Below are 15,630 nucleotides of genomic sequence, written 5' to 3' on the forward strand. Positions count from 1 at the left end.
CGACCGCCGCACCCGATCTGGCTCGATCCGTACGACCACGAGACGAAGAAGAGAGCCGGCAATGGACTTCCTTCGCCCCGCCAGCTGGCAGGAGGCGCTCGCCGCGAAGGCCGAGCACCCCACCGCCGTGCCGATTGCGGGTGGCACCGATGTGATGGTCGAGATCAACTTCGACCACCGCCGGCCCGAGTACCTGCTCGACCTGAACCGCGTCGGCGACCTCTTCGAGTGGGAGGTCGGCGAGGAGAGCGTACGGCTGGGCGCCTCCGTCCCGTACACGAAGATCATGGAGAACCTGCGCGCCGAGCTGCCGGGCCTCGCCCTCGCCTCGCACACGGTCGCCTCCCCGCAGATCCGTAACCGCGGCGGTGTCGGCGGCAACCTCGGCACCGCCTCCCCGGCCGGCGACGCCCACCCCGCCCTGCTGGCGGCCGGCGCCGAGGTCGAGGTCGAGTCGGTGCGCGGCAGCCGCCGTATCCCGATCGACGAGTTCTACACCGGCGTGAAGCGGAACGCACTCGCCGCGGACGAACTCATCAAGTGCGTGCACATCGACAAGGCCGACGGGCCGCAGCAGTACTCCAAGGTCGGCACCCGCAACGCGATGGTCATCGCGGTGTGCGCCTTCGGCCTCGCGCTGCACCCTCGCACCCGCACGGTCCGCACCGGAATCGGCTCGGCCGCGCCCACCCCCGTCCGGGCGAAGGCCGCGGAGGAGTTCCTGAACGCGGCGCTCGAAGAGGGCGGCTTCTGGGACAACGGGAAGATCATCACCCCGTCGGTCGCCAAGCAGTTCGCGGAGCTGTGCTCCGGTGCCTGCAACCCGATCGACGACGTCCGGGGCACGGCGAGCTACCGCCGCCACGCGGTCGGCGTCATGGCCCGCCGCACGCTCACCTGGACCTGGGAGTCGTACCGCGGCGCCCGCCGCATCACCGAGGGAGCTGCGTAATGCGCGTCAACTTCACCGTCAACGGACGCCGGCAGGAGGCGGACGACGTCTGGGAGGGCGAGAGCCTGCTCTACGTCCTGCGGGAGCGCCTGGGCCTGCCCGGCTCCAAGAACGCCTGCGAGCAGGGAGAGTGCGGCTCCTGCACGGTCCGCCTGGACGGCGTGCCGGTGTGTTCCTGTCTGGTCGCGGCCGGGCAGGTAGAGGGCCGTGAGGTCGTCACCGTCGAGGGTCTGGCGGACTTCGCCAAGCAGCGCGAGGAGCACGGCGGTTGCGCCTCCGGCGCCTGCGGTACGTCGCTGCAGGACGCCCAGCAGTGGGCGGCCAAGGGCCACGACTCGCACACCGGCGAGGGCGGCGAACTCTCCCCAGTCCAGCAGGCGTTCATCGACGCCGGCGCGGTCCAGTGCGGCTTCTGCACTCCCGGTCTGCTGGTCGCCGCCGACGAGATGCTCGAGCGCAACCCGAACCCGAGCGACGCGGACATCCGCGAGGCGCTGTCGGGCAACCTGTGCCGCTGCACCGGCTACGAGAAGATCATGGACGCGGTCCGCCTCGCGGCCGCCCGGCAGGGAGAGGCGGTCTGAGCCCGATGCCCACCAACGGAGCCCCCACCAAGATCACCCAGGGGTCGCAGACCAAGGGCGGCATCGGCGAGTCCACGCTCCGCCCGGACGGCACCCTGAAGGTCACCGGCGAGTTCGCGTACTCGTCCGACATGTGGCACGAGGACATGCTGTGGGGCCAGATCCTGCGCTCAACGGTCGCGCACGCCGAGATCGTGTCCATCGACACGGGCGAGGCGCTGGCCACCCCGGGCGTCTACGCCGTCATGACGTACGACGACCTGCCGACCGAGGTGAAGAACTACGGCCTGGAGATCCAGGACACCCCGGTCCTCGCGCACGGCAAGGTGCGCCACCACGGTGAGCCGGTCGCCATCGTCGCGGCCGACCACCCGGAGACCGCGCGCCGCGCCGCCGCCAAGATCAAGGTCGAGTACCGCGAGCTGCCCGTCATCACCGACGAGGCCTCCGCGACCGCGCCCGACGCGGTGCTCGTGCACGAGGGCCGCGACGACCACCACTGCGGCCACGTCCCGCACCCGAACATCGTCCACCGCCAGCCGATCGTCCGCGGCGACGCGGACGAGGCCGCGAAGCGCGCCGACGTGATCGTCAAGGGCGAGTACACCTTCGGCATGCAGGACCAGGCCTTCCTCGGGCCCGAGTCCGGCCTCGCGGTGCCGGAGGAGGACGGCGGCGTCCACCTCTACATCGCCACCCAGTGGCTCCACTCCGACCTGCGCCAGATCGCGCCCGTGCTCGGCCTGCGCGAGGACAAGGTGCGGATGACGCTGGCCGGTGTCGGCGGCGCGTTCGGCGGCCGCGAGGACCTGTCGATGCAGATCCACGCCTGTCTGCTGGCGATGCGCACGGGCAAGCCCGTCAAGATCGTCTACAACCGCTTCGAGTCCTTCTTCGGGCACGTTCACCGCCACCCGGCCAAGCTCCACTACGAGCACGGGGCGACGAAGGACGGCAAGCTCACGCACATGAAGTGCCGGATCGTGCTGGACGGCGGCGCCTACGCCTCCGCCTCCCCGGCGGTCGTCGGCAACGCCTCGTCCCTGTCGGTCGGCCCGTACGTGATCGACGACGTCGACATCGAGGCCATCGCCCTCTACACCAACAACCCGCCCTGCGGCGCGATGCGCGGCTTCGGCGCGGTCCAGGCGTGCTTCGCCTACGAGGCGCAGATGGACAAGCTGGCGAAGAAGCTGGGCATGGACCCGGTGGAGTTCCGCAAGCTGAACGCCATGGAGCAGGGGACCATCATGCCGACCGGGCAGCCGGTCGACTCCCCGGCCCCGGTCGCCGAACTCCTGCGCCGCGTCAAGGCGATGCCCATGCCGCCGGAGCGCCAGTGGGAGTCCAGCGAGGGCGCGGACGTACGGCAGCTGCCCGGCGGTCTGTCCAACACCACGCACGGCGAAGGCGTCGTACGAGGCGTCGGCTACGCGGTCGGCATCAAGAACGTCGGCTTCTCCGAGGGCTTCGACGACTACTCCACCGCCAAGGTGCGCATGGAGGTCGTCGGCGGCGAGCCCGTCGCGACCGTGCACACCGCGATGGCGGAGGTCGGGCAGGGCGGTGTCACCGTCCACGCGCAGATCGCCCGCACCGAGCTGGGCGTCGCGCAGGTGACCATCCACCCCGCGAACACCCAGGTGGGTTCGGCCGGTTCGACCTCGGCCTCCCGGCAGACGTACGTCACCGGTGGTGCCGTGAAGAACGCCTGCGAGCTCGTCCGCGAGCGGGTGCTGGACATCGGCCGGCGCAAGTTCGGCACGTACCACCCCGCCTGGGCCACCGCCGAGCTGCTCCTGGAGGGCGGCAAGGTCGTCACCGACGGCGGCGAGGTCCTCGCCGACCTGGTGGACGTCCTCGACGGCGAGGCGGTCGAGCTGGAGGAGGAGTGGCGGCACCGCCCGACCGAGGCCTTCGACCTGCGCACCGGCCAGGGCAACGGCCACGTCCAGTACTCGTTCGCCGCACACCGCGCCGTCGTCGAGGTCGACACCGAGCTCGGCCTGGTCAAGGTCATCGAACTGGCCTGCGCCCAGGACGTCGGCAAGGCGCTCAACCCGCTCTCCGTCATCGGCCAGATCCAGGGTGGCACCACCCAGGGCCTGGGCGTGGCGGTGATGGAGGAGATCATCGTCGACCCCAAGACGGCGAAGGTCAGGAACCCCTCCTTCACGGACTACCTGATCCCCACGATTCTCGACACGCCGACCATCCCCGTCGACGTGCTCGAACTCGCCGACGACCACGCCCCGTACGGGCTGCGTGGCATCGGCGAGGCACCGACCCTGTCGTCGACTCCGGCTGTCCTCGCGGCGATCCGCAACGCCACCGGTCTCGAGCTGAACAGGACCCCGGTCCGGCCCGAGCACCTCACCGGAACCGTGTGAAAGACCTCCGGGCGGCGCACGGAACGTCACACACTCCGCGCCGTCCGGAGAACCCAGTTCGTTCGTCTCGGGCCGTCCCCCGGGTCGTGCGGCCGCAGCACCATCCCAAATCCCGCAGTCGCCCCCTGGCGCTGCCGGGTGCCCCTGTGAACCTTGGGAGTAGGCCCACATGACCCAGCAGTCACTGGAGCCGGCGACCACCGCCGACGACGCGGGAGAAGGAACCCGCGTCCCGGCCGGCAGGTCCTGGCTCGACCGGTACTTTCACATATCCCAGCGCGGATCCTCCGTCGCACGCGAAGTGCGCGGCGGCGTCACCACCTTCATGGCGATGGCGTACATCCTGCTGCTCAACCCCCTGATCCTGTCCGGCAAGGACGCGGCCGGGGACATGCTCGGCCAGAAGGCCCTGATCACCGCGACGGCGTTCGCAGCGGCCTTCACCACGCTGCTCATGGGTTTCGTCGGCAAGGTGCCGCTCGCCCTCGCCGCGGGTCTGTCCGTCTCCGGCGTGCTGTCCTCGCAGGTGGCTCCGCAGATGACCTGGCCGCAGGCCATGGGCATGTGCGTGATGTACGGCGTGGTCATCATGCTGCTGGTCGTCACCGGCCTGCGCGAGATGATCATGAACGCGATCCCGCTCGCGCTGAAGCACGCGATCACCATGGGGATCGGGCTGTTCATCGCCCTGATCGGCCTGGTGAAGGCCGGCTTCGTGCACCAGGGCAAGGCGACCCCCGTCTCCCTCGGCGCGACCGGTGAACTCGCCGGCTGGCCGGTGCTGCTCTTCGCGATCACCCTGCTCGCGATCTTCATGCTCCAGGCGCGCGGTGTCCCCGGCGCGATCCTGATCGGCATCCTCGGCGGCACCGTGGCCGCCGTCGTCCTCAACGCGGCCGGGGTCATCGACCCGAAGCAGTGGGCGAGCGGCGCTCCCGAACTGCACGGCAGCGCGGTGTCCATGCCGGACTTCTCGCTCTTCGGGAAGGTGGAGTTCGGCGGCTGGGGCAGCGTCGGCGCGATGACCGTCGGCATGATCGTCTTCACGCTCGTGCTGGCCGGCTTCTTCGACGCCATGGCCACCATCATCGGCGTCGGGACCGAGGCCAAGCTGGCCGACGACCAGGGCCGGATGCCGGGCCTGTCCAAGGCGCTGTTCATCGACGGCGCGGGCGGCGCGATCGGCGGCGTCGCCGGCGCGTCGGGCCAGACGGTGTTCGTCGAGTCGGCGACCGGCGTCGGCGAGGGAGCCCGTACGGGCCTGTCCTCCGTGGTCACCGGGCTGTTCTTCGCGGCCTGTCTGTTCTTCACCCCGCTGACGGCGATCGTCCCCGGCGAGGTCGCGGCCGCGGCCCTCGTCGTGATCGGCGCCATGATGATGATGAACGCCCGCCACGTGGACTGGGCCGACCGCGCCACCGCGATCCCGGTCTTCCTGACCGTCGTGATCATGCCGTTCACGTACTCCATCACCGCGGGCGTCGCCGCCGGAGTCGTCTCCTACGTCGCCATCAAGATCGCCCAGAGCAAGGCGCGGGAGATCGGGGCCTTCATGTGGGGCCTGACGGCGATCTTCCTGATCTACTTCGCCCTCAATCCGATCGAGAGCTGGATGGGCGTGCACTAGCCGCCCGTGAACAGCCCTCCGCAGCTACCTTGTGAGGAGACCGACAGATGCTGGACATCGCCGAGGAGCTCAACCGGTGGGTCGGGCAGGGACGCGACTTCGCCGTGGCCACCGTGGTGGCCGTCGGCGGCAGCGCACCCCGCCGGCCCGGCGCCGCCCTCGCGGTGGACGCCGACGGCACGGCCATCGGCTCGGTCTCCGGGGGCTGTGTGGAGGGCGCCGTGTACGAGCTGTGCCAACAGGCCCTGGAGGACGGCGAAACCGTCCTCGAGCGGTTCGGGTACAGCGACGAGGACGCCTTCGCGGTCGGCCTGACCTGCGGCGGCATCATCGACATCCTCGTCACGCCGGTACGGGCGGCAGACCCCGCCCGCCCGGCGATCGCGTCCGCGCTCGCCGCCGCCGCCCGTGGGGAGGCGGCGGCGGTGGCGCGGATCGTGCGGGGCCCGGCCCAACTGCTCGGACGGGCGCTCGTGGTCCGCCCCGACGGCGCGTCCGAGGGCGGCTTCGGCGCCCACCCCGAACTGGACCGTACGGTCGCGGCGGAGGCCGGGGCCTTCCTGGACGCCGGGCGCACCGGCACCCTCGAGATCGGCGAACAGGGCTCGCGCTGCGGCGCCCCGCTCACCGTCCTGGTGGAGTCGTCCGTGCCCGCGCCCCGGATGATCGTCTTCGGTGCGATCGACTTCGCGTCGGCACTGGTCCGCATCGGCAAGTTCCTGGGCTACCACGTGACGGTCTGCGACGCGCGCCCCGTCTTCGCGACGAGGGCACGCTTCCCCGAGGCCGACGAGATCGTCGTCGAGTGGCCTCACACGTATCTGGATCGCACGCCCGTGGACGGCCGAACCGTCCTCTGCGTCCTCACCCACGACGCGAAGTTCGACGTACCGCTGCTGCAACGGGCGCTGCGCCTGCCCGTCGCCTACGTCGGTGCGATGGGCTCCCGCCGCACCCACCTGGACCGCAACGAGCGCCTCCGTGAAGTCGGCGTGACGGAACTGGAGTTGGCGCGCCTTCGCTCCCCGATCGGCCTCGACCTCGGTGCCCGCACCCCCGAGGAGACGGCCCTGTCCATCGCCTCCGAGATCGTCGCCGACCGCCGCGGCGGCACCGGCATCTCCCTCACCGGCGCCCACACGCCGATCCACCACGACACGACGCCGGTGCCGGCGGGGCGGATCGGGTCGGTGGCCTGAGCCGGCCGCTCATCCGGCCGTCGTGTCCATCCGGTCCGGGCGTACGGAGAAGGCGGTGTCGCCCGCCACGGCCACGATCGCGTCCTTGACCTGGAGTACGTACGGCGTGGTCTGCTCCGCCGACTCTCCCGGATCGCCGATCGCGGCGGTGCGCCGGCGGACCGCGCCGGTGGCGGAGTCCAGGGCGAGCAGCCGGCCGTACCGGTTGGCGAAGTACAGCGTGCCGGACTTCGCCGACAGCACCGGCGTCGACAGGTTCTCGATCTCGCTCGCCCGCTGCCACAACTGCTTGCCGTCGGCCGCCCGTACGGCGGTGACCGTGCCGTCGGGCCGGACGAAGTAGACGACGCCCCTGAGCAGCGTGACCGTCCCGCGCGGTGTGCCCGGCAGGGAGCCCCGCCGCACGGCGCCGGTGCGCGGGTCCACCCGCCTCAGCCCGGTGTACGGCTGGTCCTCACCGCTGCTGCCGAACTGGTTCGGCGCCAACTTCGGCATCAGGAACAGCAGTTGCCCGTCGACGGTGCCCACGGGCTCGGCCCCCGTGGGCAGGGTGGCGATCTCCTTGGGCGTGCCGTCGGCCGGGTCGAACCGCAGGAGTGAGACCTTGCCCTTGCCCGGGTCGTCCATGGGGGTGCACAGGCCGTAGGGGGCGCCGCCCAGCACGACCGGCTCGCAGGCGTTCCCGGCCGACGATCTCGCCGGTGCGGTCCACAGCTGCCGGCCCGTGCCGTCGTAGGCGACGAACGCGGTCTTGTTCTCGTCCATCGCCATGATCCCCCCGCTGAACAGGAGGGCGGGTTCGTCCTCGCTGACCGGGCGGGCCCAGAGCTCGCTGCCGGTCCTCTCGTCCAGGGCGACCAGCCGGCGGGCGATGTAGGTCCGGGTCGAGTCCGGCTTGCGGTAGGTGTAGACGCGGGAGTCCCGGACGCCGATGGGACGTGAGGTCTCCGGGCTGGTGCCGTGCCGCCACAGCACCCGGCCGGACGCCGCGTCGAGCTTGGTGACGGTGAAACCGGTGCCCGCGCAGTACACGGCGGTCGAACCGCCCGCCGCGCAGCCGGACTCGCCGTAGTCGAGCGGATCGCCCTTCTTCCCGGTGAGCAGGCTCGCCCGCCACGGCTTCCAGCCCGCGGGCAGGCTCACCGGGGCGGCGCCGGACGCCGAACCGCCGGCGGCGGCCGGGCCGCCGTTCGTCCCGCCGCCCGACACGATGTGCGCCGCGGTGAGGCCGACCGCGGTGACGGCCAGCGCGGCGCCGAGCGCGACCAGGATCCGCCGTGCCCGGCGGCCGCCCCCGGCGGACCTCCCACCGGTCCCGACGGTCGTGCCGCCCGGGCGGTGCGGGGAGCCCGGCGCCGAGGGGGACCCCGCGAGGTCGGGGACCGTACGGGCGCTTTCGAGGTCCGGCAGCGGAGGGACACCCCCGGTCGGCAGCGTCCGCAACATGTCCTGCAGTTCGGCCAGTTGGGGCCGGGCCGCCGGGTCCTTGTCCAGGCAGCGCCCGGCGATGCTCCGCAGCGGTTCCGGCACCCCGTCCAGACGCGGGGACTCGTGCATCACCTGATAGCCCGTCAAGTACGGGCTGCCGCCGTCGAAGGGGCGGTTCCCGGTGGCCGCGTACACCAGGACCGAGCCCAGCGAGAACACGTCCGAGGCGCCGGTGACCTCCTTCGGCGAGGAGAACTGCTCCGGGGACATGAAGGGCGGGGTGCCGATCAGCCGGCCGGTCACCGTCAGGTCCTCGCTGTCGGCGGCGCGGGAGATGCCGAAGTCGATGACGCGCGGGCCGTCCTCGGCCATCAGGACGTTGCTCGGCTTCAGGTCCCGGTGCACGACACCCGCCCGGTGGATGTCCCGCAGCGCCTCGACGAGCCCCAGCGCCAGCATGCGCAGCGCGCGACCGGTCAGCGGGCCTTCTTCGGCAACGATGTCGGACAGCGTCCGGCCGGGCACGTACAGCGTGGCCATCCACGGCAGTCCGGCGTCCGGGTCGGCGTCCACCACGGGGGCGGTGAACGCACCGCTAACCCGCCGGGCCGCCGCCACCTCCTGCCGGAAACGGGCCCGGAACTCCTCGTCGAGCGCGTACTGCGCATGCACGACCTTGATGGCGACCTGCCGCCCCGAGGCGGAGAGCCCCAGGTGGACGACGCCCATCCCGCCGCTGCCCAGCCGGTCGATCAGCGTGTAGCCGCCTATGGAGCCGTCGGTGGACCCGGCATCACCGGGGTTCGGCGACATGCGCCGGTCACCTTTCCCCATTCCCCTGATTCCCTCGTAGGACGTCGAGTTCGAAGGCATCAGCCTAGGACGTGTGTACGCCTCGCCGGTCAGGGCCCGGACATCCGGGCGCGCCCCGGGGCGTCACTCCATCCTGAGGAGGCGGTTCGCCGCCCGGCCGAACATCGAGCGGGCCGCGGCGCCGAGGAGGGGGTCGACGAAGCGGGGGAGGAAGGCGACGGCGATTTCCTCGCGCCAGACCACCCGGCTGCGCCCGCCCGGTCCCGGGCGGACCTCGATCTCCGCCCAGCCGGTGACGACCCGGCCCCGCTTCTCCAGCCGGCACAGGCCCGCCGCCGTGTCCGTGGGCGGGCGCCAGACCGTGACCTCCATCGGATCGTCGAAGGCGAGCGGCCGGATTCCCGAACGGGCCACGACGAGCGTGCCGACCTGGGTCGGCGCGGGCGGCACCACCCTGACCCGGGTCAGCGGGACCACGTCGCCGTGGCGGCGCCACTGCGTGAGGCGGCGCCACGCCTCGTCGAGGGGGAGCGGTGCCGTGCGTTCGAGAAGGAAGTTGACCACACGACGAATCGTAGGCAATCCGCGTTGCTCACCGGGATGTTCACCCGGGCGTCACGCACTTGGGCGAGCGCGCGGACGCCGCCGCCGACGTCCTTTCGTCACTCCGCGCGGCTCATGGCCTCCGTTGGATCACGCGGTGCGGTACAGGTGGTCCATCACCGAGAGGGTGTCGGAGGCGGTGCCCACCTGCAGCGGCGACGTACGGAAGCGTCCGCCCACGACCACCGTGGGCTCCTCGACCACCTGGTAGCGCTCACGGAGCGCGGGCGCCGCCTTGACCTTGGCGTCGACGGACTTGGAACGGTACGCGGTCCGCACCGCGTCCACGTCGAGTCCCTGCGTGGCCGCCCAGGCCAGGACCCGCCTCTCGGTGGTGAGGTCCTGGTGCTGGTCGCGTACGGCGTGGAAGACCGGGAGCGCCTCCCGCTCCGCGAGGCCGAGCCGGTCGAGGGCGTAGAACAGGCGGGCATAGGCGAGTTGGTCGGGCTGGTCCGTCCAGGCCGCGGGGACGCGTACCACCTTCACCCGCGGGCTCTGCCGTGCGGCCCAGTTCTCCAGCGGCTTCTCGAACGCGTAGGAGTCCGGGCAGTCGTACCAGAACACCTCCACCACCTGGCGGGCGGCCACACCGGTGACCGGGTGCTTGAGCCGGAAGTACTGCACCCCCTCCTTCGGGTCGCCGGAGGAGGCCCCGAGCAGGCAGGTCAGCGCGGCTGTCAGCGCCAGCAGGCGCATCGTCTTCTTCATGGCGGCCACCCTCGCGCCCCTTTTCCCCCCGCACCCCGCAGACACACGCAAGGTCCCTCGATCGGCCGCTCGCCGCCGGGGCGCGAGGCGCCGGACGTCAGAGCCAGCCCCGCCGCTTGAAGATCACGTAGAGGCTGAAGCAGACCACGCCCATCAGGCCGATCGCGAAGGGGTAGCCGAAGCCCCAGCTCAGCTCCGGCATGTCGTGGAAGTTCATCCCGTAGATCGTTCCCACCAGCGTCGGCGCGAACAGGATCGCCGCCCAGCTGGAGATCCTCTTGATCTCCTCGTTCTGCTCGAACCCCGCCTGCGCGAGCGCCCGCATCTCCGCGTTCTGCTGCTGGGTGACCAGCGTCGCGTTCACCGTGAGGATGTCCGCGAGGGCCTGGCGGAAGCCGTCGACGCGTTCACTGGTGTGCGTGACATGGTCGGCGACGTCGCGCAGATGGCGCTGGAGTTCCTCGTCCGTGCCGTACTTGGAGAACCCGGCGATCAGTCCGTGCAGCATGCCGACCAGGGGGCGGGTGGCGCGCTGGAACTCGACCATCTCGCGGGAGAGTTCGTAGATACGGCGGGAGACCTCGGGGTCGCCGCGGAAGACCTCGGTCTCGATCTCGTCGATGTCGTTCTGGACGCCGGAGACCACCGGCGCGTACCCGTCGACGACGGCGTCGAGGATGGCGTACAGGACCGCCTCCGGGCCGAGTTTCAGCAGCTCCGGGGAGTCCTCCAAACGGCGGCGGACCGCGGAGAGGTCGGGGGCGGCGCCGTGCCGGACGGTGATGAGGAAGTCGGGTCCCAGGAACACGTGCAGCTCGCCGAAGTCGACCTCCTCGGGGGCGTCGAGGTAGCGGGCCGCGCGCAGGACGACGAAGAGCGTGTCGCCGTAACGCTCCAGCTTCGGACGCTGGTGGGCCTCCATCGCGTCCTCGACCGCCAGCGGGTGCAGGTCGAACTCGGCCGCCAGGGAGAGGAGTTCGCCCTCGGTGGGGCGGGCGAGGCCGATCCACGCCATGCCGGAAGGCTGGTCGAGCAGCTCGCGGTAGGTGTCGGCGAGGGTGGCCGGCGAGGAGATGCGGACGCCGTCCCGGTACAGCGCCGCCTGGACGACGCCGGCCACCTCCGGCTGCTCGGCGGACACCGGCTCGCCCGCGGGCGGCGGGGTCCTCGACGACGGTGGTTGCGGCGGGGTCAGCGCACGGCGCCAGACGGACCTGCGCGCGTTCGCGTTCTCGGGACGGGCGCGTCGCTCGGACATGCGGCTGCCTCCCGGTTCGTGCCTGCTGCCGGAGTGATCCCGGGCAGGATATCCGGGGCGAACGACGGCGGGACGACCTGCGGGTCCGGTATCCGGTGAGAGTTGCGGACAGCAGGTGTCCGCAAGCACCGCTAGCGTGCGGAGCATGACGAAGCGGAGCATGCCGAAGACGACGACCGCGACGAGCCCCGTGCTCGGCATCCGCGACCTGAACCGCGCCACTCTGCAACGTCAGTTGCTGCTGCGCCGGTCGCCGCTCGACGCGAAGTCCGCCGTCGCGCACCTCCTCGGGCTCCAGGCTCAGAACGTCAAGCCGCCGTACTACGCGCTCGCCGCCCGTCTCGACGGCTTCGGCCCCGAGGAGCTGTCCGCACTGATGGCGGACCGCGAGGTGGTCCGCATCGTCACCATGCGCTCGACCATCCACACCCACACCGCGGACGACTGCCTCACCCTGCGCCCGCTCGTCCAGCCGGCCCGAGACCGCGAACTGACCGCTTTCCGCAAGGGACTTGCGGGCGTCGACCTCGGCCGGCTCGCCGCACTCGCCCGTGAGCTGGTCGAGGACGAGCCGCGCACCATGAAGGATCTGCGCGAGGCCCTGCTGGCCGAGTGGCCCGACGCCGACCCGCAGTCCCTCGGCATCGCCGCCCGCTGCACGCTCCCGCTCGTCCAGGTCACCCCGCGCGGACTGTGGGGCAGGAGCGGCCAGGTCGCCCTGACCACCGCCGAGCACTGGCTGGGCCGCCCCGCCGGGACGGCCCCGGCAATCGACGCGATCGTCCTGCGCTACCTCGCCGCCTTCGGCCCCGCCTCCGTCAAGGACATGCAGACCTGGGCCGGACTGACCCGGCTGCGCGAGGCATTCGAGCGTCTGCGCCCGCGACTCCTCACCTTCCGCGACGAGAACGGCGCCGAGCTCTTCGACCTTCCCGACGCGCCCCGGCCCGACGCGGACACGCCCGCCCCGCCCCGCTTCCTGCCCGAGTTCGACAACCTGCTGCTCTCGCACGCGGACCGCAGCCGGGTCGTCCCCGCCGGGTACCGGGGCCGCAGCTGGGTGGGCAACATGGTGCACCGCACCTTCCTCGTCGACGGCTTCCTGGCCGGGGTGTGGAGGCTGACGGACGACGCGCTCGTCATCGAACCCTTCGGCACGCTCGGCGGGCGCGAGCGGGAGGAACTGGTGCGGGAGGGCGGGCGGATGCTCGCGACCATGCATCCGCAGTCGTCGTACGACATCCGGTTCGGGACCGTGATCCCGCAAGGCTGAGTGCCGCGATCCGGTGACCGTCAGTCGGCGCGGCCCGTCACCGCCACCGTCAGCCCCAGTCCGATCATCGTGAACCCGCCCGCGCCGCCGATCAGCGACAGACGGCGGTCGGAGCGGGCGAACCAGGCGCGGGCCGCCGATGCCGTGAGGCCCCACAGCGTGTCGGTGACCAGGCCGATCGAGATCGGGATCAGGCCGAGCAGCAGCATCTGCAGGGGCAGCTGGCCCGCCGAGTGGTCGACGAACTGGGGGAGCACGGCGGCGAAGAACACCACCCCTTTCGGATTGGTGACACCCACCAGTACGCCGTCCAGCACGGTCCGCAGATCGCCGCGCGCCGGCCCGGCGGGGTGGATGCCGATGGCCGACGCCTTCAGCTCCCTGCGGTGCCGGAAGGCGTGCACGCCCAGGTACACGAGGTAGGCGGCGCCGGCCAGTTTCACCGCCAGGTAGACCGTCACCGAGCGTTCCACCAGCGAGCCGATGCCGACCGCGACCGCCACCACCAGCAGATACGAGCCGAAGACATTGCCGATCGCCGTCGCCACGGCGGTGCGGCGGCCGTGGGCGAGCGCCCGGCCGATGACGAACAGCACGCTGGGCCCCGGGATCACGATGACCAGAAGGGACATCGCGGCGAAGGCGAGGAAACGGTCCGTGGACACCATGCGTATCACTCCCATCCGGGCGCTCATTGAAACAGGGGCCGCCGGCTCCCCTCTAGGGCCTGTCGCGAGAATTCCGCCTGCCCGGCGACGCCCGGCACGCCCTCTCGCCGCACCGGGCACAGACCCGAGTACATCCAGTACGAGGGCCTGCGCCCGGCACGCCGAGAGCACGCACCGGACGCCGCCGGGCCCGCCCTTCGGGCGGACGGCGGGACTCTCGCGACAGGCCCTAGAGTCGGGTCCATGGAACTGCGGCAGCTCGCCTGCTTCGTCACGGTCGCCGAGGAGCTGCACTTCGGACGGGCGGCCGAGCGTCTGCACATCGTCCAGTCCGCGGTGAGCATGCAGATACAGCGTCTGGAACGGGAGCTGGGCGCCGAGTTGTTCGACCGGACCCCGCGCCGCGTGCGGCTCACGGCGGCGGGGCAGCGTCTGCTGCCCGAGGCGCGGACGGTGCTGGCCGCGGCCGAGAAGGCGCGCGCCGCGGTCGCCCCGCCGGCCGGCCTCAGACTCGGCACCGGCCGGGGACCCGGCACGCGTCTGGACCGCGTGCTCGCCTCGTTCGCCCTCCGCGCGCCCGACGTGCCCGTCGAGCTGTTCGCGCTCCCGGCCGGCGAACGGCTGGCCCGGGTCGCGGGCGGGCAGCTCGACGCCGCGTTCGTACGGGCCGTGGAGCCGGTGCCGGGCGTACGCGTGCTGCCCCTGTGGCCCGACCCCCTGGTGGCCGCGCTCCCGGCCGCGCACCCGCTCGCCGCGCGCGGGGAGATCGGCGTGGGGGACCTGGCCCGGCTGCCGCTGAGCCTCACCGAGCGCCGCAACAACCCCGCCCTGGTCGACCTGGTCGTCGGCGCCTGCCGCGAGGCCGGCTTCGAGCCGCTGCGCGGACCGGCGGGCGGCTCCCTGCGCGACACCCTCGCCGGTGTCGGGACGCGGCCGTCGTGGACGGTCGTCTACGCGTCCCACGCGCGCGTGCTGCGCGGCCCCCGCGTCGCCTTCGTGCCGTTCCGGGCGCCCGGCCTCGCCCTGCCGACGGGCCTCGCGGTGCCCGCCACCGCCCCGCCCCCGCACCTGGACGCCCTGCTGCTGGCCTGCGGCGACCACGAGAGATGAGCCGCGGGCAGGCCGCGCGCACTGGAGGCCAGGCCGCGCGCACTGGAAAGGGGGCGCTGCGGGCTGCTCGTGGTAGCCCGCAACGCCCCCTTGTCTTTCACCTGAGGGGTGCTCAGAAGTCCTTCCGGGTCATGAGCCGATCTGCTCGGTGACCAGGTCGGAGAAGGTGGCCAGCCGGGTGTAGACACCCGGGTAACCCGCCTCCGCGCACCCTTCGCCCCAGGAAGTGATCCCTGCCAGGACGCCCCCGATGAGCAGGGGACCGCCGCTGTCGCCCTGGCAGGTGTCTACGCCGCCGGAGGAGTATCCGGCGCAAACCATGTCGGACTGGACGAAGTCCGAACCGTAGGAGCTCTGGCAGCCCGAGTCGGCCACGACGGGGACGGTCGCGGTCCGCAGCTGGTTGGAGGAGCTGCCGTTCTCCGAGGTGGTGCCCCATCCGAGGATGCGGGCGGTGGTGCCGGCCGCGTACACCGAGGTGTCGGCGGACGTGACGTACTTGGCCGGTGTGTACGGCATGGACGTCGAGAGCGTCAGCACGGCCACGTCGTCGCCCTTGGTGGCGTCCGTGTAGTCGGGGTTCACCCAGATGCCGCTGACCTTGCTGACGGTGCCGTTCGTGCCGTTGAGGTAGGTGCGGCCGCCGACGACGCGGACCGCGGCGGGGGTCTCCCCGGCCATGCAGTGGGCTGCGGTGACCACCTTGGTGGCCGAGACGAGGGTGCCGCCGCAGAACTGGTTCTGCGAGGCGTCGGTGATCTGCATGACGAACGGATAGGCCGTTGTGGTGGTGGTCGTGCCGCCCACGATGGGCGAAGGCGCGGCTGCCGCGGAAGGCGCGCCGAGCAGTGCGGTGGCGGCCGCCGCGGCGGTCGCGGCCACTGCTGCCGCTGCCTGTCTGGCACGGGTGAGCCCGAACATGAGTCTCCTCAACGGGGGTTGCCGGTGGGGGGTTCGCGCGGGTGGGGGCGTAGCACGGGGGTCGCGGGACCGACCCCCGTATGCCCGGGCGAGCGG

Annotated in this window: 13 protein-coding genes; 7 read left to right on the top strand and 6 right to left on the bottom strand. The window is 72.0% G+C overall.

Features of this window, described 5'->3' with window-relative positions:
* Window positions 1-61: 61 nt before the first annotated feature.
* The 5 genes from ACIBN2_RS07650 (at window position 62) to ACIBN2_RS07670 (ending at window position 6,752) form a co-directional block, all read left to right on the top strand.
* The gene (locus tag ACIBN2_RS07650; protein WP_399133297.1) at window positions 62-952 is read left to right on the top strand and encodes an FAD binding domain-containing protein; all 891 of its coding nucleotides are present in this window, start codon (window positions 62-64) and stop codon (window positions 950-952) included.
* Window positions 952-1,536, top strand: coding sequence for a (2Fe-2S)-binding protein (locus ACIBN2_RS07655; RefSeq protein WP_399133298.1), 585 nt, complete (start codon window positions 952-954; stop codon window positions 1,534-1,536). Before ACIBN2_RS07650 ends, ACIBN2_RS07655 begins: the two co-directional genes overlap by 1 nt.
* Before the next feature lie 5 nt (window positions 1,537-1,541).
* Window positions 1,542-3,926 (top strand): xanthine dehydrogenase family protein molybdopterin-binding subunit, encoded by a 2,385-nt coding sequence (locus tag ACIBN2_RS07660; RefSeq protein ID WP_399133299.1) that lies wholly within the window; start codon window positions 1,542-1,544, stop codon window positions 3,924-3,926.
* A gap of 169 nt (window positions 3,927-4,095) precedes the next feature.
* A complete protein-coding gene (locus ACIBN2_RS07665) occupies window positions 4,096-5,553 on the top strand; it encodes an NCS2 family permease (protein ID WP_399133300.1) in 1,458 nt (485 codons plus the stop codon).
* Window positions 5,554-5,600: 47 nt separating this feature from the next.
* The gene (locus ACIBN2_RS07670; protein WP_399133301.1) at window positions 5,601-6,752 is read left to right on the top strand and encodes an XdhC family protein; all 1,152 of its coding nucleotides are present in this window, start codon (window positions 5,601-5,603) and stop codon (window positions 6,750-6,752) included.
* 9 nt (window positions 6,753-6,761) lie between these two features.
* Here the strand turns inward: ACIBN2_RS07670 and ACIBN2_RS07675 are convergent, their stop codons facing one another.
* The 4 genes from ACIBN2_RS07675 to ACIBN2_RS07690 form a co-directional block, all read right to left on the bottom strand.
* Window positions 6,762-8,993: a PQQ-binding-like beta-propeller repeat protein gene (locus tag ACIBN2_RS07675; protein WP_399133302.1), complete on the bottom strand. Its 2,232-nt coding sequence runs from the start codon at window positions 8,991-8,993 to the stop codon at window positions 6,762-6,764.
* A 123-nt stretch (window positions 8,994-9,116) separates the two neighbouring features.
* Entirely contained in the window at window positions 9,117-9,557 is a 441-nt protein-coding gene (locus ACIBN2_RS07680) for an SRPBCC family protein (RefSeq protein WP_399133303.1), read from the bottom strand.
* A 129-nt stretch (window positions 9,558-9,686) separates the two neighbouring features.
* Window positions 9,687-10,304: a thiol:disulfide interchange protein DsbA/DsbL gene (locus tag ACIBN2_RS07685; protein WP_399133304.1), complete on the bottom strand. Its 618-nt coding sequence runs from the start codon at window positions 10,302-10,304 to the stop codon at window positions 9,687-9,689.
* A gap of 97 nt (window positions 10,305-10,401) precedes the next feature.
* Entirely contained in the window at window positions 10,402-11,562 is a 1,161-nt protein-coding gene (locus ACIBN2_RS07690) for a magnesium and cobalt transport protein CorA (RefSeq protein WP_399133305.1), read from the bottom strand.
* A gap of 145 nt (window positions 11,563-11,707) precedes the next feature.
* Here ACIBN2_RS07690 and ACIBN2_RS07695 point away from each other — a divergent pair, with 145 nt between their 5' ends.
* Window positions 11,708-12,835: a winged helix DNA-binding domain-containing protein gene (locus ACIBN2_RS07695; RefSeq protein WP_399133306.1), complete on the top strand. Its 1,128-nt coding sequence runs from the start codon at window positions 11,708-11,710 to the stop codon at window positions 12,833-12,835.
* Between the two features lie 20 nt (window positions 12,836-12,855).
* Here the strand turns inward: ACIBN2_RS07695 and ACIBN2_RS07700 are convergent, their stop codons facing one another.
* Complete coding sequence (locus tag ACIBN2_RS07700; protein ID WP_399133953.1) at window positions 12,856-13,503, bottom strand: LysE family translocator; 648 nt, start codon at window positions 13,501-13,503, stop codon at window positions 12,856-12,858.
* Between the two features lie 243 nt (window positions 13,504-13,746).
* On the opposite strand from ACIBN2_RS07700, the gene ACIBN2_RS07705 reads away from it, so the two are divergent.
* On the top strand, window positions 13,747-14,613 hold the full coding sequence (locus tag ACIBN2_RS07705; RefSeq protein ID WP_399133307.1) for a LysR family transcriptional regulator: 867 nt from the start codon (window positions 13,747-13,749) through the stop codon (window positions 14,611-14,613).
* Window positions 14,614-14,742: 129 nt separating this feature from the next.
* Here ACIBN2_RS07705 and ACIBN2_RS07710 read toward each other — a convergent pair whose 3' ends face one another.
* On the bottom strand, window positions 14,743-15,534 hold the full coding sequence (locus tag ACIBN2_RS07710; RefSeq protein ID WP_399133308.1) for a S1 family peptidase: 792 nt from the start codon (window positions 15,532-15,534) through the stop codon (window positions 14,743-14,745).
* Window positions 15,535-15,630: the final 96 nt, after the last annotated feature.

It is taken from the genome of Streptomyces sp. NPDC050534 (assembly GCF_044457745.1).
Classification (GTDB): Bacteria; Actinomycetota; Actinomycetes; order Streptomycetales; family Streptomycetaceae; genus Streptomyces.

Excerpts from the sequence above, each read along its gene's own strand:
- ACIBN2_RS07665 (WP_399133300.1), top strand. The coding sequence starts at position 4,096 with ATGACCCAGCAGTCACTGGAGCCGGCGACCACCGCCGACGACGCGGGA.
- ACIBN2_RS07695 (WP_399133306.1), top strand. The coding sequence starts at position 11,708 with ATGACGAAGCGGAGCATGCCGAAGACGACGACCGCGACGAGCCCCGTG.
- ACIBN2_RS07650 (WP_399133297.1), top strand. The coding sequence starts at position 62 with ATGGACTTCCTTCGCCCCGCCAGCTGGCAGGAGGCGCTCGCCGCGAAG.
- ACIBN2_RS07700 (WP_399133953.1), bottom strand. The coding sequence starts at position 13,503 with ATGGTGTCCACGGACCGTTTCCTCGCCTTCGCCGCGATGTCCCTTCTG.
- ACIBN2_RS07670 (WP_399133301.1), top strand. The coding sequence starts at position 5,601 with ATGCTGGACATCGCCGAGGAGCTCAACCGGTGGGTCGGGCAGGGACGC.
- ACIBN2_RS07660 (WP_399133299.1), top strand. The coding sequence starts at position 1,542 with ATGCCCACCAACGGAGCCCCCACCAAGATCACCCAGGGGTCGCAGACC.
- ACIBN2_RS07685 (WP_399133304.1), bottom strand. The coding sequence starts at position 10,304 with ATGAAGAAGACGATGCGCCTGCTGGCGCTGACAGCCGCGCTGACCTGC.
- ACIBN2_RS07675 (WP_399133302.1), bottom strand. The coding sequence starts at position 8,993 with ATGTCGCCGAACCCCGGTGATGCCGGGTCCACCGACGGCTCCATAGGC.
- ACIBN2_RS07690 (WP_399133305.1), bottom strand. The coding sequence starts at position 11,562 with ATGTCCGAGCGACGCGCCCGTCCCGAGAACGCGAACGCGCGCAGGTCC.
- ACIBN2_RS07655 (WP_399133298.1), top strand. The coding sequence starts at position 952 with ATGCGCGTCAACTTCACCGTCAACGGACGCCGGCAGGAGGCGGACGAC.
- ACIBN2_RS07710 (WP_399133308.1), bottom strand. The coding sequence starts at position 15,534 with ATGTTCGGGCTCACCCGTGCCAGACAGGCAGCGGCAGCAGTGGCCGCG.
- ACIBN2_RS07705 (WP_399133307.1), top strand. The coding sequence starts at position 13,747 with ATGGAACTGCGGCAGCTCGCCTGCTTCGTCACGGTCGCCGAGGAGCTG.